General features: G+C 51.5%; 16 protein-coding genes and 1 pseudogene. 14 read left to right on the top strand and 3 right to left on the bottom strand.

What is annotated here, in order from left to right; all coding sequences use genetic code 11:
* Positions 1–26 precede the first annotated feature (26 nt).
* Positions 27–1,586 carry a type IX secretion system membrane protein PorP/SprF gene (locus LBJ25_03405; GenBank protein ID MDR1453003.1) on the bottom strand — a complete coding sequence of 520 codons (1,560 nt, stop codon included), beginning with the start codon at positions 1,584–1,586 and terminating at the stop codon, positions 27–29.
* 159 nt (positions 1,587–1,745) lie between these two features.
* On the opposite strand from LBJ25_03405, the gene rplU reads away from it, so the two are divergent.
* Both rplU and rpmA read left to right on the top strand, forming a co-directional pair.
* Positions 1,746–2,057 (top strand): 50S ribosomal protein L21, encoded by a 312-nt coding sequence (rplU, locus tag LBJ25_03400; protein ID MDR1453002.1) that lies wholly within the window; start codon positions 1,746–1,748, stop codon positions 2,055–2,057.
* 11 nt (positions 2,058–2,068) lie between these two features.
* A complete protein-coding gene (gene rpmA / locus LBJ25_03395; GenBank protein MDR1453001.1) occupies positions 2,069–2,323 on the top strand; it encodes a 50S ribosomal protein L27 in 255 nt (84 codons plus the stop codon).
* A 12-nt stretch (positions 2,324–2,335) separates the two neighbouring features.
* Here the strand turns inward: rpmA and LBJ25_03390 are convergent, their stop codons facing one another.
* Complete coding sequence (locus LBJ25_03390; GenBank protein ID MDR1453000.1) at positions 2,336–2,719, bottom strand: helix-turn-helix domain-containing protein; 384 nt, start codon at positions 2,717–2,719, stop codon at positions 2,336–2,338.
* Positions 2,720–2,837: 118 nt separating this feature from the next.
* Here LBJ25_03390 and LBJ25_03385 point away from each other — a divergent pair, with 118 nt between their 5' ends.
* Genes LBJ25_03385 through bioB form a run of 5 tightly spaced genes read left to right on the top strand, consistent with a single transcriptional unit; the run spans position 2,838 to position 6,153 of the window.
* The gene (locus LBJ25_03385; GenBank protein ID MDR1452999.1) at positions 2,838–3,584 is read left to right on the top strand and encodes a hypothetical protein; all 747 of its coding nucleotides are present in this window, start codon (positions 2,838–2,840) and stop codon (positions 3,582–3,584) included.
* A gap of 46 nt (positions 3,585–3,630) precedes the next feature.
* Positions 3,631–4,626 (top strand): GTPase ObgE, encoded by a 996-nt coding sequence (obgE, locus tag LBJ25_03380; GenBank protein MDR1452998.1) that lies wholly within the window; start codon positions 3,631–3,633, stop codon positions 4,624–4,626.
* 22 nt (positions 4,627–4,648) lie between these two features.
* Positions 4,649–4,855 (top strand): hypothetical protein, encoded by a 207-nt coding sequence (locus LBJ25_03375; GenBank protein ID MDR1452997.1) that lies wholly within the window; start codon positions 4,649–4,651, stop codon positions 4,853–4,855.
* Positions 4,852–5,190 (top strand): type II toxin-antitoxin system PemK/MazF family toxin, encoded by a 339-nt coding sequence (locus LBJ25_03370; GenBank protein ID MDR1452996.1) that lies wholly within the window; start codon positions 4,852–4,854, stop codon positions 5,188–5,190. The genes LBJ25_03375 and LBJ25_03370 overlap by 4 nt, the downstream gene beginning before the upstream one ends.
* Positions 5,191–5,232: 42 nt before the next feature.
* Positions 5,233–6,153, top strand: a complete 921-nt coding sequence (bioB, locus tag LBJ25_03365) for a biotin synthase BioB (GenBank protein ID MDR1452995.1) — start codon at positions 5,233–5,235, stop codon at positions 6,151–6,153.
* On the opposite strand, the gene LBJ25_03360 is transcribed toward bioB, so the two are convergent.
* The gene (locus tag LBJ25_03360; protein MDR1452994.1) at positions 6,150–6,944 is read right to left on the bottom strand and encodes a hypothetical protein; all 795 of its coding nucleotides are present in this window, start codon (positions 6,942–6,944) and stop codon (positions 6,150–6,152) included. The two genes, bioB and LBJ25_03360, sit on opposite strands and share 4 nt — an antisense overlap.
* 144 nt (positions 6,945–7,088) lie before the next feature.
* Between LBJ25_03360 and LBJ25_03355 the strand changes: the two genes are divergently transcribed.
* The 7 genes and pseudogenes from LBJ25_03355 to thrS all read left to right on the top strand — a co-directional run bounded on the left by LBJ25_03355 (position 7,089) and on the right by thrS (position 15,092).
* Positions 7,089–7,463, top strand: a complete 375-nt coding sequence (locus LBJ25_03355; GenBank protein ID MDR1452993.1) for a helix-turn-helix domain-containing protein — start codon at positions 7,089–7,091, stop codon at positions 7,461–7,463.
* Between the two features lie 40 nt (positions 7,464–7,503).
* A complete protein-coding gene (locus LBJ25_03350; protein ID MDR1452992.1) occupies positions 7,504–9,264 on the top strand; it encodes a phosphatidylglycerophosphatase A in 1,761 nt (586 codons plus the stop codon).
* 38 nt (positions 9,265–9,302) lie between these two features.
* Positions 9,303–9,995 (top strand): CDP-alcohol phosphatidyltransferase family protein, encoded by a 693-nt coding sequence (locus LBJ25_03345; GenBank protein ID MDR1452991.1) that lies wholly within the window; start codon positions 9,303–9,305, stop codon positions 9,993–9,995.
* A complete protein-coding gene (gene alr, locus LBJ25_03340) occupies positions 9,992–11,041 on the top strand; it encodes an alanine racemase (protein ID MDR1452990.1) in 1,050 nt (349 codons plus the stop codon). The genes LBJ25_03345 and alr overlap by 4 nt, the downstream gene beginning before the upstream one ends.
* A gap of 2 nt (positions 11,042–11,043) precedes the next feature.
* A complete protein-coding gene (dnaX, locus tag LBJ25_03335; protein MDR1452989.1) occupies positions 11,044–12,654 on the top strand; it encodes a DNA polymerase III subunit gamma/tau in 1,611 nt (536 codons plus the stop codon).
* Positions 12,655–12,715: 61 nt separating this feature from the next.
* The gene (locus LBJ25_03330) at positions 12,716–13,306 is read left to right on the top strand and encodes a hypothetical protein (GenBank protein MDR1452988.1); all 591 of its coding nucleotides are present in this window, start codon (positions 12,716–12,718) and stop codon (positions 13,304–13,306) included.
* Positions 13,307–13,349: 43 nt separating this feature from the next.
* Positions 13,350–15,092 (top strand): annotated as a pseudogene (gene thrS / locus LBJ25_03325) (threonine--tRNA ligase).
* Positions 15,093–15,284 lie beyond the last annotated feature (192 nt).

The following is a 15,284-nucleotide window of genomic DNA, read 5'->3' as shown; positions in this document are numbered from 1 at the left end:
CAAAGCGCCAAGAACGATTTTTTTATTCAATTACGTTTAATATAAGTTTCTTTTTGATACTTGCTCAGTTCCGGTGAGCTGGAAGTTATCTCTAGAAAATAAGCTCCGGCGGGCAGTTCTTTTTCAGCGGTGAGCCGTAGCACTTCCGTACTGCCGACATTGATAGAGGTGGCGCGGTTTTTATTTTCCCAGAGTACTTTGTTGTCGCTGTCCAGCAGGCGGAAAGCTGTGCGCACCGCCAGCGGCTGATTGCCGGTATTGTCCAGATAAATATTAGCCTGCAGTTTGCCGGTCTGCTCATAGTATCTGGCCGTGACCAGCGCAATACGATAATCATACAGGGCGTTGGCCGACTCTTCAGTAATATTGACTGTAACAGCATTTCTCGATTTAGCGCTCCGGTTTCTCTTGACCACAGCTTTGGCGTTTTTAGTCGTAATTTTGACCGCTTTTTTAGGCGTGGTGACCGGCTTGATCGGATCGAGTTTGGCGGCTTCGGCCGGAGGCACGGCGGCAGTCTCAATAATTTCTTCTTTGTCCTTGATCGGCAGCGGTTCGATCTCGGCCGTTTCTTCAGGATTGTTTGCTTCCAGCAGTTTTTGCGCGGCCAATTCTTTGTTCAATTTTTCCGCTTCGATCGCCTCGGTCATATTCTTGCGGCCGCGGTCGGCGCTGGCAATATTGTCCATCTCTTTTTTGTTCTCGATCCGGTAAGCCACTGAAATAAAATGTGTGGCGCCGGCGTCGGAATCGGCATGTTTCATTATATAAGCGTAATCTAAATTGAAATTAAAAAGATTGACGCCGGTGCCGAAAGAAAGCTGATCGGGATTGTAGCCCACGCGCAGCGCCGCGATATTGAAAAGCACATATTCCGTGCCGACGCCGTAGTAAAAAGGCCGGCTGCCGCTTTGTTCCGCGTCGGCGTAAATTTTCCAGCTGTCCAGTATCTCATAAGCGGCGCCGGCGATCAGGCGCGTGTTCAATTCTTCCTCGCTGCCCTGGGTCCAGGTCAGTTTGGGCGGCACAATGTTGAGCAGGGACAATCCCGCCGCGAATTTTGGCGTGTGCCAGAGCAAACCGATGTCCAGCCCGCTGCCCAGACTGCTTTGGTCGTAAAGATTTTCCTGCACCGTCTTGAAGTTCAGCCCCAGCGCTAAATTGTCCAGAACTTTGAGACCGGCGGTCAAAATATATGCCCGTCCGGTGTAGCCAAAAGTCTGGCCGGTGTAAGCGGCGGTGCCGGTGTCATTGTCGTAAGTTGATTCCTGCAGACCGTCGATGCCGGCGTTAAGAAAAGAAAAACCTAAACCCAGATCGAGAAAAGCGATATTGCCGATCGAATAATTAAAGGCCGTGTAGTTGACTTCGTCGAGCAGCTTGCCCTGCGTCAGCTGATAGCTCTGATTGTTCTGCGTTTTGATGACGGCCGGGTTGAGATAGGCCGCGCTGCCTTCCTGCAGAGCCGAGCCGTAGCCGCCCAGTCCCAGCGCGCGCGCCGAGATCGGGTTGTCCAGAAAACTGCCGGCCGTGGAGCCAAAGACCCAGGTTCCCAGCAGGAGACTAAATAATATTTTCTTCAGCATATTCATATATGGTAGACGTATACCCATTTCCAGCTTTTTTATACCAAGAAAAATAAATGGGTTTGCTACTTTATGTATCGAGAAATTTGTGCCGGTCAATGTATTGATTTTTACTGTTGCTTAAAGTAAAATTACCGCCTATTTAAGCGAGGTATAAATATGTACGCGGTTATCGAAACGGGCGGTAAACAATACAAAGTGGCGGAGGGCGATGTTTTTCCGGTGGAAAAATTAGCCGCGGAAAAAGCCGCCGTTGTGGTTTTTGACCGGGTTTTACTCGTGGCGGACGGAGACGCGGTGCAGATCGGCCAGCCGTATCTCAGCGGCGTGTCGGTGCAGGCCGCGGTGGTCGAGCAGACCAAGGGCGAAAAAGTCATTATCCAAAAATTCCGGCCGAAAACTGGTTACAACCGCAAGAATGGCCACCGGCAAAATTATACGGTTGTGCGGATCGAGAAAATCAACAGGTAATGGAGTAAAAAATGGCGCATAAAACAGGCAAGGGCAGTTCCCGCAACGGACGTGACAGCAACGCGCAGTATTGGGGTGTCAAAATTTACGGCGGACAAAAAGTGCGCTCCGGCAATATTATCGTGCGGCAGAAAGGGACGAAATTTTTGCCCGGGCAAAACGTCGGCCTGGGACACAATTTTACGCTTTTTGCCACGATCGACGGCGTGGTCAAATTTGAGCGCCACAACCGCGAAAAACAAAAAGTCTCGGTCTATCCGGCCTAATCTATTATTCTGTTATTTGATAGTGTGTTTGCGTCGGCGCGCGTGGCTTTTAAGAATGTTTAGCACCACGTCCTGCGTATTCTCGTCCAGTTTTTGATAAACATTCAGCAAATTGGCCAGTTTGGTCTTTTGCCGCGCCGCGGCTTTTTCTTTGACCGTCAATTTTTCTAGGCCCTCAAACCAGTAGCCGATGGGAAAATTGTAGGTTTTGCTCAACTGAAACAAAGTGCTCAGCCGTGGCAGATTGACACCGCTGTAAAGATTCCAAAAATTAGTGTATTCGATGCCGATCTCTTCTGCCATCTGCTCGATCGTGTTGCCGCTTTGTTTACGGATTTGTTTGAGCTTGCTGCTGATCAGGATTTTTAATTCTTTTTCCAGATTAGACTTGTCCATTGGCGGCCTCCTGCTTGATGGCCAGATTCTAACTGTTCCAGGGGGCTTGCTTTATCATAATTATCTGATAAAATATAATCATGTTTCGATATAAAATATTTTTACGGGGAGGACACAAATGACTATTCAAACAGGCCAGCCAATGCTGGCGAGCGACATTAACAATCTGACTTTTTTTCCGAAAGGCGCGATCTTGACTTTCAGTTCCGCAGCGTGGAGCGCGACCGGCGCGGAATTTAAAAAGATCTGGAAAGTCTGCAATGCCGCCAATCATGTTGCTGACCCGAACATTCCGGATCTGACCAATAAATTTCTGCGCGGCGCGGAAAGCTCCGGCGCCATCGGCGGCAGTGATTCTGGTTCCGCGAATATTACTTTGACCCCTGAGAATTTGCCCGCTCATAATCACCCCCTGACCGGAACATTGACTACGGGCAATGAAAGTCAGGGACATACCCATACAGTTACGGCTGCCGGAACTATTTCCGGGGAAGGAGCGCATGGTCATGCCGCTACTAATGTTTATGACCCCGGACATGGCCATAGTTTTACAGGGCATAACGAATCCGGCGGCAATAACGGCATTTGCGGGGTTGCCAGCGGAGATGCGGGCCGGCCGGAAAGCAGCAGAGGCAGTGTGGAAAGCAGCACGACAGGAATTTCGATCACTGGCGGCGGCACGCACGCGCATACGTTTGCCGGTAGTTCGGTGACTTCGGGCGGCGCGAACGCAAATCACACTCATACGATTACCTTGAGCGGTAATACGGGGAATTTTGGCAGTGGTTCAACGACGTCGATACCGGTTTCTGTAAATACCGTGCCAGCGTATTATACGGTTATATATATTATAAAAGTTGCATAATTAAAATTGTCCAGGCCTTGCTCAGCCGCATGCTATAATTCCGCGCATGTTCCTCGATGAAACGGTTATTTACGTCAAAGCCGGGCACGGCGGCGTGGGCGGCAAGCATTTTTTGCGCGAAAAGTATCGGCCTTTTGGCGGGCCGGCCGGCGGCGACGGCGGCGCGGGCGGCTCGATCTATCTGCAGGCGGACACCGGCTTGAATTCGCTGAACGATTTTCGTTACAAAAAAGAATTTAGCGCGGCGGACGGGCAGAACGGCTTGCGCAACAAAATGGCCGGCCGCGATGCGGACGATATTGTAATTCTGGTGCCCTGCGGGACTGTTGCGCGTCAGGCCGAAACCAAAAAAATAATTGCGGATCTGACCAGTCCCGGTGAAAAATTTCTGCTGGCCAGAGGCGGCAAGGGCGGGCGGGGTAATTATCATTTCGCCACTTCGCGCAATCAAGCGCCGGCTTATGCTCAGCACGGTCTGCCCGGCGAAGAGCTGCGGGTGGAATTAGAATTAAAACTGATCGCGGACGCCGGACTGGTCGGCCTGCCCAACGCTGGCAAATCCACGCTGCTTAAAATGCTGACCAACGCCAAACCGAAGGTCGGCGATTACCCGTTTACCACGCTGTCGCCCAATCTGGGCATTTTGCCGGTGCATAAAAAAAATATTGTGCTGGCGGATATTCCCGGTCTGATCGAGGGCGCCTCGTCCGGCGCGGGTTTGGGCGACGAATTTTTGCGCCACATCGAGCGCACGAAAATAATTCTGCACCTGATCGACGCGAGCGGTTTGTCCGGCGATCCGGCGCAAAATTATCAGATCATCAATCAGGAGTTAAAAGCCTACAGCGCGAAATTGGCGCGAAAAAAACAACTCGTCGTTTTCAATAAAATTGACATTCCTGAAAGCGCGGAAAATATCGCGCGGTTCAAACAAAAATTTCCGCAGCTCGAAACTTTAAGCATTTCCGCCGCCGCCGCGCAAAATCTGGACGGGCTGCGGGAAACGTTGTTTGTACAGCTCAAAGGAGCGATTTCAAGGTGAGCAAATATGATATAATTGTCTTATGTACGGGACTGCCAGTATTTTAGATGAAATTCGGGAAATGCCGGTGGAGCAGCGGATGTGGCTTGCCGAGCAAATTATTCATTCTGTTCGGGAAGATGAACAAAACCAATCTTTAGAAAAGGCTGTCGCCATCATAGCTGACGACTACAAAAATGACCGGGAATTGCTGGCTTTTACCGTTTTGGATGATGAAGAGTTTTTATGAAGCAAGGCGAGATTTGGCTGGTCAGTTTGGAGCCGACTATTGGCGCGGAGATCAAAAAAACTCGTCCCGCCTTAATTATCAATGACAATACGATTGGTAAACTACCGTTAAAAATAATTGTGCCGTTGACCGATTGGAAAGACCATTACAGCGCGGTATCCTGGATGATAAAGATTGTGCCCAATAATGACAATGGTTTGAGTAAATCATCGGCGGCTGATTGTTTTCAAGTCCGTTCTGTGTCTGAAAAACGTTTAATAAAATGTCTTGGGCAAGTTACAGCAGATGAGATTTCCCGGGTGCAGGATGGTCTAGCGGTAGTGATAGGACTTTAAGTTAAATTTGTTCTACTCAGTGTCGTGTTATATAATTCACGCATGCTTACCGCCGCCGACGGCCTCGCTATTCTCAACACTCCCGCCGCCGAGCTGCCGGAGTTAATGCGTCAGGCGCGGGAGATCCGCGACAGGCATACCGGCCAGCACGCCCAGCTCTGCAGTATCGTCAACGCGAAATCCGGCTCCTGCCCGGAGGACTGCGCTTACTGCGCCCAGTCCGCGCGCCATCAGACCGGCGTGGCGACTTACGCGCTTTTGCCGCCGGAGAAAATTTTAGCCAGAGCGCTGCTCGCCAAAAAAAACGGCGCGCATTGTTTCGGTATTGTGACTTCCGGCAAAGGCTTGGCGCCGCAGGATCTGGAGCGGGTGCTCGCCGCCGTGCGCTTGATCGCCGCGGAAGACATTCACGCCGCCGCCTCGCTGGGTATACTGGACAGCTCCGCTCTGCAAAAATTAAAAACCGCGGGCTTACGCCGCTATCATCACAATTTGGAAACGGCGGAGTCTTATTTTCCGCAGATCTGCACAACGCACACTTACGCGGATCGGGTGCGGACAGCGCGCGCGGCCAAAGAGGCTGGTTTGGAATTATGCTGCGGCGGCATTGTGGGTCTGGGCGAGAGCAAGGAGCAGGTCGTGGAGTTTGTGCAGGCCATCGCGGAGCTATCACCGGAATCCGTGCCCTTGAATTTTCTCAATCCTGTCGCCGGCACGCGTTTGGAAAACCTGCCGCCGTTGAGCGTCGACGCTATTTGCCGAACTATCGCCCTGTTCCGCTTTTTTCTGCCGGACAAAAATATCGGCGTGATGGGCGGCCGCGAGCAATTATTGAAAGACCGGCAGGATCTGGTTTTCGCCGCCGGCGCTAATGGCTTCATGCTCGGCGATTATCTCACCACCGCCGGTAATTCTGTTGAAAAAGATCATGAGCTGGTGACGGCGGCCGGGCTGTCCGTTTAGGCGCATTTCCTGATATAGATCACGCTGTAATAAGGTGGCGTTACATTGAATGACGAGCCGCTGCCGGTGCTGCTAATTGTTCCTCCGGATACCGTATGAGTGTGCTCTGTTGATGCAGCAGTATTGCCGCTAATGTTGTGTGTGTGTGATGCGCTGGCTTGTTCCGTGGAGCCTGTCATATCATGTGTATGGCCTAGATGGGATGAAATACTGCCGGTTACAGTATGCGAATGGTTTCCTGCGCTGGAAGACATATTTCTTTCACCAATATCAGTCCAACCGCCATCGCCGTCCGCAGCTCCGCTGCCAGAGCCATAATTCCGCAGTATATGCTGATGAGCCCCTGTTTCATTTGTAGCTCCATTGGAGAAAGTATGCTCGTGGCTTCCGCCGGTGGCAGTCTTTAAAGTGCCCGCGCCATGTGAATGTTCCGCTGAACCGCTGTCGGCTTTTAAGGTACCGGCACTGTGTGAGTGATTGCCGCCGCCTATTGTTAGTCCAGTTAAGCTATGATCATGGCTTGGCAGATTACTGGTCATAAGAGTTACACTGTCACTGCCGCCGGTGTTTCCCCGTCCGTTGCCGGCGATAGTCCCGCCGCGGATAAATCGATTTTCCAGATTTGGCGCGCGGCCGGCTTCGGCATTGGCGGCGTCACATTTATACCAGCCGCTAAGCGTCACATTGTCCTGCCAGCCGGCGCCGTCGTACATTAAAATTGTCCCGATCGGAAAAAAAGTCAAATTGTTAATGTCACTCGCCAGCATTGGCTGGCCTGTTGCGATAGTCATAATAAATGCCTCCTTGTGTAGTGGTTTGTTTTTATTATATACCCAAGAGACATATTGTCAATAGATAATTATGCTGTTTATTACATAAGAAAAATATATGTTAATGCCTAAAATGTGTTCAATATTCGAGCAAGGAAGTGTCCAGTGGGCGAACGGGTAAATGACGCCGAACTCAAAGCGTTGTTTAGTAAAAAATTGCAATTACTCCGCAGGCACAGCCGCAAAACCATTGAAGAAACTGCCGATTTTTTGGATCTGGAGTACGCGCAGTATTACCGGCTGCTTAAAGGCTATCGGCTGCCCCATTTGGTGACGCTGTTTAATATCAGCAGGGCGTACGGCCTGGATTTAAACTGGTGGTTTAAAGAGCTTTCGGAGACCGAGCGGAAAAATGTTTTGCTCAAAGAAAGCGCCGCGGAAGCAAAACTGCTGAGGGGTTTTAGCCGGCTGGATAAAAAGGCCAAAAATTTTGCCCAGAAGATTTTGCAGGATTTTTTGCGTTATCGCGCGGTTAATTAAATGTCCCGAATTTCGGTAATCTTTGCTATAATTAATTAATATGCGCAAGAATAAAGGGCGAAAAATCGTTTTCGCTTTCAATTCCTATGGCCTGGGACACGCGACGCGCACTATGCCTCTGGTGCGGGCGGCGATCGACTATGGCTATCAGACATACATCATCGCTTACGGCCGTTCGCTGGCTTTCTTGCGGCAGGAATTAGGCCAGACCGTTGCCGGGTATTTTGAGCTGCCGGACTATTCTTTTAACCGGGTTTTCCGCAAAAAAGGTTTTTCCTCGCGCCGTTTTTTGCTGAACTCGCCGCTTTTTGTCAAAGAAGTTCTGGACGAGCACAAAGCCTTTTTGCGGCTGCAGGCCAAATATAAATTTGATCTGGTCTTTTCGGATTCACGCATGGGCATTTATCTGCCGGATAAACCCAGCTATTTTTTGTCCAATCAGCTCAAGCAGTCCACCGCGCGCGCGACCTGGTTTGGCGAGATTTTTACGGAAAATTATATGCGCCGCGTCAAAAAACATTTTACGAAATTCATTGTGCCGGACACGGAGGAAAATTCGATCTCCGGTCTGCTGACGCACGACTTTTGGTTTCTTAAGAAAAAAGACGTGGAGTACATCGGTATTTTGTCGATGCTGAAAAAACGCCGGACTAAAAGGAAGCTGGATTATTTTATTTCGATCTCTGGCCCTGAGCCGCAGCGCACGGTGTTTGAGGAAAAAATATTGGCTTCCCTTGACGCGCTGCAGGGGCGCCAGACTGTCATCACGCTGGGCGCGCCGGAAAAAACCGGCTATCATAAAAAGATCGGCACGGTCGAGATTTTCGGCAGTTTAAACCGGAAACAGCAGGAAGAAATGATGAACGCCGCCGCGCTGGTCGTAACGCGCTCCGGTTACTCTACGGTCATGGATCTGGCGGAGCTGGAAAAAAAGGCGCTTTTGATCCCGACGGACGGTCAGCCCGAGCAGGAATATTTGGCGCGCTATCACAAACTGCTTGGCAATAATCATGTGGCGCGGCTGAAGAAACTCGATCTGCGCCGCGACCTCGAGCTAGCCAAGGGTTATCCGGGCTACAAGGCGGAACATAAAACCGCTGACAGCGTGAAAAAATTTTTAGCTTTGCTCAGCCGGCAGATCCAGCCGCCGGGAAAAACTGTTCCGGACGAGCAGAAGCCCGGCAGATTATTATATAGAAGGATAATCGATTTTCTGGCCACGGCGGGTTATGTCGGCTATTTGCCCAAAGCGCCCGGCACCTGGGGCAGTTTGCTGGCTGTCCTGATATACGCCAGCGTAGTGAATACCGTAAATCTGCTGGCGTTTTGGGATTTTTTCTGGTTTTACCATTGGCTGGTGGCAGGGCTTTTTCTGCTCGGCGTTTTTGTTTCCGGCGAGTACGATCGCCTGCACCAAAAACAAGACGCCCGCGAAATTGTTATCGATGAAGTGGTTGGCCAGTCCCTGACTTTTTTGCTGGCTTTGTGGCTGACCTCTTTTTTTGCCGGCTGGCTGGGCAATTTTTTATTGTTCATCCCAAATCCGAATTTGCTTTTGTGGATGCCGGATTCGCCGGCCAAAATAATGCTGATAATTATGAACGGCGGCGTCACCGCGCTGGGTTTTGCCTTGTTTCGCTTTTTTGATATAGTGAAACCGCTGGGAATTCACCGCAGCCAAAAACTGCCGCGCGGCTGGGGCGTGATGCTAGACGACGTGCTGGCCGGCGTCTATGCCGCTGTGGCTTTGGCCGCTTTGTTTTGGCTGCTGGTGTGGCATTTGGGCTTAATTTCGGCATAAGGATATAAGGTAGAGGCGTGTTAAAATCAATTACCAGAATGGATAAATTTGTTATGTCGCTGAGTTTCTCGATGTTTTTCTGGCGGGACCGGCGCGGCTTAAAAACTTACGAAAAGAAATTTTTGCGCCTGATAAATTTTTTTCGCTGGTTCCGTTGCACGCCCAACTTTTTGACCGCGGTGGCGGTTTTTTTTGCGCTGCTGGGCGGCGGTTTTGTGCTTTACGGCCGGCCCTGGGAAGCGGTCGGCTGTTTTTTTCTGGCCTGGTTTTTTACTTATTTTGACGGCATTTACGCGCGGCAAACCGGTCTGGAAAGCAGATTGGGTAAATTTTGGAACGCGCTGGCCAATATGCTCTGCGACATTTTGCTTTTGGCGCCGCTGCTCATCAGCTTGATTTTTGCGGACAGTTATTTTCTGGTCGTTGTGCTTTTGAGCGTTTTGCTTTTGCGCGGCCTGACGCTGTTCGTCTGGCAGCAGGCCGAGATTTTGAAGCTGAAAGCGCCGCGCTTATTTTTCAGCCGTACGGAATTTTGGCTGATCTTCAACATCTGTCTACTTTTGGATTGGTTGCCGGTGGCAGTTATTGGTAGCGCTTTGTTGCTGCTGGCTATCCTGCTGCATTTGCTGTATCAAATTTGTCAGGCGCTGCTGCCCAGAACCGTGCCGAAATCTCCAGCGCGCGCCACGGTCAGAAATAAAAACAAAAATAAAATAAAGAGCAAAAAATGAAAAGAGCGTTTGCGGAAATAAATTTGCGGAAAGTGGCGGAAAATCTCGAAACTTACCACGCCAAATTAAGCCGCGGGACGGAAATTTTGGGCGTGGTCAAGGCTGATGCCTACGGTCATGGCGCTCCGGCCGTGGCCAAAAAACTGGCGGCCAGCGGTGTTAATTATTTTGGCGTGGCCTGGTTGAGCGAAGCGCAGGAACTGCGCCAGAGCGGGATCACCGCGCCGATCCTGATCTTTAGCCAGCCCGCGGAACAATATATCCCCCACCTGATCGAACTGGCGGTCGCGCAGACGGTTTACGACTACGCTTTTGTTGAGCGGCTGGCCGCGGCCGCGCCGGACAAAGTAAAAGTGCATGTCAAAGTGGATACCGGCATGAACCGCGTCGGCCTCCGTCCGCAAGACCTGCCGGAGTTTTTGCGAAAAGTAAAAAATTTAAAAAATATCGAGGTGGAGGGACTCTTCACGCATCTGGCTTGTCTGGACGCGGCGGGGCAAAAACAGCTGGAAAAATTTGCCGCCTGTCTGGCGGCGGCTCAGGAAATTTTGCCGGATATTAAATATATTCATGCGCTCAGTTCACAGGCGCTGCTGGTGTTTCCGCAGGCGCAGTACAATATGGTCAGGCTCGGCATTGGTTTGTACCGCGGCGCGCTGGCTTTTAAATCGCGCGTCATGGCTGTCAAGACCATTCCCGCCGGCGAGTCCGTGAGTTACGGCGCGACTTTCACGGCGCCAAAACCGACGCGCTTGGCGACTATTTCCGCCGGTTACGCTGACGGTCTGAGCCGCCTGCTTTCCAACCGCGGCCGCGTCTTGATCAACGGCCGCTCCTGTAAACTTTGCGGAAACATCTGTATGGATATGTGCCTGGCTGTTGTGGACGACAGCGTCTCGGCCGGTGACGAGGTGGTCTTGATCGGGCGGCAGGGCGGCGCGGAAATTACGGCGCAGGAATTGGCGGATTTGACCGGCACTATTGATTATGAGATTATGTGCGGCATTGGCAAACGCGTTCCGCGTTTTTACGCCGATACGGAGTAAACATGGCGCATCTGGCTCTTTACCGCAAATACCGCTCGCAGGATTTTGACACGATAATCGGCCAGCAGCCGATCGTGCAGACGCTCAAAAACGCGCTGCAGCAGGATAAATTGGCGCACGCTTATATTTTTGCCGGGCCGCGCGGCACGGGCAAAACCAGTCTGGCGCGGATTTTGGCCAAGGCCTTGAACTGCGCCGACGGCGTGACGGTCAAGCCCTGCTGCCAGTGCCCCATGTGCGAAAAGATCCGCGACGGCACGGCGGTGGACGTCATCGAGCTGGACGCCGCTTCCAACCGCGGCATCGACGAAATTCGCAAGCTGCGCGAGCAGGTCAACTACAATCCGCTGGAACAGGCCTGCCGCTACAAAGTGTACATCATTGACGAAGCGCACATGCTGACGACCGAAGCTTTTAACGCGCTGCTCAAAACTCTGGAAGAGCCGCCCGAACAAACGGTGTTCGTGCTGGCGACCACCGAGATCCAAAAAATACCGCCGACTATTCTCTCGCGCTGCCAGCGTTTTGATTTTAAACGGATCACCGTGCCGGAGATAGAGGCGCATCTCCAAACCATTTGTCAAAAAGAAAACGTGACCATCGACAGCCGCGCCGTGAATTATCTGGCGCGTTTGGCGGATGGCTGTATGCGCGACGCCCTGTCTTTGCTGGACCGCCTGATCTCCGCGGAAGGCACAGACCTTACTTTTGAAAAAACCCTGTCCTCTCTGGGCACGGCTTTGAATACCGCGCTGGCCGAGCTGCTGGAGAAAATCATTGTCCGCGATCTGACCGGCGCTCTAGAATTCACCGGCCGCTTGACCGCCGACGGTAAAGATTTACGGCAGGTTGGCCGTGATCTGCTGGATTGTCTGCGCGATCTATTGCTGCTGTCTTTGCGCGCGGGGCAGGCTCTGGATTTGAGCGCGGAAGATCTGGCGGCGCTGCAAGCTGTGGCGGACAAGACTACCGCCGCGGAACTAAAAAGAATGATCGCCGTTTTTGCCCGCGCGGAGCAGGACATGCGCTGGAATCCCAATGTGTGTTTGGTTTTTGAGCTGGCTGTTCTGGAATTATGCGCGCCGCCGCCAACTGAGACGCCGCCGCGCGCCGCTGCGCCGCCCTTGAATGCTGCCGCAGCGGCGTTCAACGCCGTTGCGCCGTCCCAAGCCACGATGGTCAAACCGGTTTTCTCTCCGCCTCCGCAAAACGAAACTCCGCCGGATGCGCCGCAGACAATAAATATGTCTGCGGCGCATAGCGCCGCAGCGCCGCCCGCGCTCGATCCGGCTCAGCCGCTGACTTTTGCCGCCGTCAAACAATCCTGGAATTTTTTCCTGAACAAAGTCAAGCAAAAAAAACCGCTGCTGCTGACATTACTATGTGAGTCCCGGCCAAAAACTTATGCTGACGGCGCGCTGGTTTTGCAGCTCAAGGAAAGTTACGGCTTTCACAAAAATAAACTGCTTGAGCCGCAGAACAAAAATCTCATTTGCGGCCTGCTCAAAGATGTTTACGGACGGGAAGTAAATTTTGACGTAGTTCTGGAAGCCTATGCCGCCGAGCCAGCTGACCAGAAAACGCAGTGGGTGAAGGAATTGTTTCCAGGCTGACCCGAAAAATTTTGCGGCCGGCCTTTTGCCTTATCACCGAAGTTATGTTAATCTTAGGTTTATGATGAATATTCCGGTGGATTTTGAAATAGTGGTCAGAAAGGAAAACGACACTTTCAAAGCCAGCTGTTCGATGTTCCCTGAGGTTTTTGGCGAAGGGCAAAATGAGGAAAAAGCGATAGAAAATCTTGCCGATGGCCTGGCGGACAAAATGGGCTTGATCGTCAAAACAGTTTTGAATGATGTGCTGAAAACTGACTTACTGCATTTTTTGAAGGCTGAAGCCAGTCTGGCCAAAACCAGGGCTTCCCAGCCGGCTAAACGGCGTCCGGCTGCGCGCCGGAGAATGACCAGAGACAACGGTGAAAATATTTCTTTTCAACTGCGGTCGATCGATGCTTTGCTGCAAACGGCCAATATGAGCTTTACCCAAATGCGGTATCCGGCGCTGTCCGGCGGACTGCTGGTGCTGGGTTTGCGCGCTCCGCAGATCGCCGGCCATTTTCGTTTTATGTCGCGCCGCCAAATTTTCGAGCTGGAAAAAGACCTGATGTTTTCGCTGGTCGAGCGCGGGATTTTTGACGGGCCGCAGCCCGGCGAAGTGTGCACTCCGTTCGGCATTATGCTGGGCCTGCCCATGTCATACAATTAATTAGCGAGAAAATTTTATGAGCGGGGATCAGCCGGAATTAAGCACTTTAAGACACAGCGCGTCGCATATTTTGGCTGCCGCGGTCAAGCATCTTTATCCTGAAGCAAAACTGGCGATCGGCCCGGCTATTGCCGACGGCTTTTATTATGACTTTGATTTTTCGAGCGGCGGCGCGGACGCTGAGCGGCCTGCCCTGAGCGCGGTCGAAGGGAGCCGAAGCGTGGCCATTAGCGACAAGGATCTGCCGGCTATCGAAAAAGAAATGCAGAAAATCATCAAGCAAAATCCGCAGTTCACGCGCCGGACGGTCAGCAAAGCCGAAGCGGAAAAATTATTAAAAGACGAGCCGTATAAATTGGAGCTGCTGGCGGAGCTGACCGATGGGGAAATTAGCTTTTACGACAGCGGCGATTTCAGCGATCTATGCGCCGGGCCGCATGTCGTCAAAGCCGCGCAGATCAAGGCGGTCAAGCTGCTGAAAACTGCCGGCGCGTATTGGCGCGGCAGCGAGAAAAATAAAATGCTGACGCGCATTTACGGCACGGCTTTTTCTTCTAAAGAAGAATTGGAAAATTATTTGCATGTTCAGGAAGAAGCCCTGAAGCGCGACCATCGCAAACTCGGCAAAGAATTAGATCTTTTTTCTTTTCACGACGAGGGTTTGGGTTTTCCGTTTTTCCATAGCAAAGGAATGATCCTGTGGAATACTTTGCTGGATTTCTGGCGGGAAAAACACCGTAAGTACGGTTATGGAGAAACTAAAACTCCGGCGCTGCTCAGCCGCGCGCTCTGGGAAAAAAGCGGCCACTGGTTCAATTACCGCGAAAACATGTACACCACGCAGATCGACGAGCAGGATTTTGTTATCAAGCCGATGAATTGTCCGGGCGGCATCTTGCTGTACGGTGAAACCCAGCATTCTTACCGCGAGCTGCCGATACGTTCGGCGGAGATTGGCCTGGTGCACCGCCACGAAAAATCCGGCGTCCTGTCCGGGCTTTTCCGCGTGCGCGCTTTTCATCAGGACGACGCCCATATATTTATGACCGAGACGCAGATCACGGCTGAGATCTTAAATGTGCTGCGGCTTATCGACGAAGTGTACAGTATTTTTGGCTTGTCCTATCATCTGGAACTTTCGACCCGTCCGGCCAAATCCGTAGGCAGTGACGAGGCCTGGGCGCGCTCCGAACAGGCGCTGGTAGAGGCGCTTCAGGCCGCCGGTAAAACCTACAAGGTCAATCCGGGCGACGGCGCTTTTTACGGCCCCAAGATCGATATTCACATCAAGGACGCGTTGGGGCGCACCTGGCAGTGCGGCACGATACAGCTCGATATGAATCTGCCGGAGCTTTTTGATCTGAGCTATATCGGGCCGGATGACGAGAAACACCGGCCGGTAATGATCCACCGCGTGGTTTATGGCTCACTGGAAAGATTTTTGGGCATACTTATCGAGCATTACGCTGGCAAATTTCCGGCCTGGCTGGCGCCGGTGCAGGTGAAAATTCTCACGATCAGCGAGAAACATCACGAGCCTGCGCAAAAATTGTTTGACCAATTAACTGTCAGCGGTATCCGCGCCGAGCTGGATACGCGCTCCGAAAAGATCGGCTACAAGATCCGTCAGGCGCAAATGGAAAAAGTCGTTTACATGGCTGTCCTTGGCGACAAAGAGTGTGCGGAAAACACGCTCTCCGTGCGCGACCGCGAGGGAAAATCCGAAACATTCCTTGCGGACGTTTTTATTTCTAAACTGCGCCAGGAAATTCAGGCTAGAAAATAATATTCAGACCCGGCCGTGAAAGATTTCTGACACTAAATTATTAGAGATATATTTATAGAAAAAATGGGTATAATATCGTATAATAGCGTAGGAGAAAAAAGTGAATAATTATTACTTATTTGGGGGGCCCCCCCCCCCGAATGTTTTTGTTAAATATAAAAAAAAAAAAACAAAAAAAAAAAAAAAAAAAAA

This window comes from Candidatus Margulisiibacteriota bacterium (assembly GCA_031268855.1).
Taxonomy (GTDB): Bacteria; Margulisbacteria; Termititenacia; order Termititenacales; family Termititenacaceae; genus Termititenax.
Note: the sequence above shows the minus strand (reverse complement) of the source record. Positions and strands in the feature narration are given on the sequence as shown.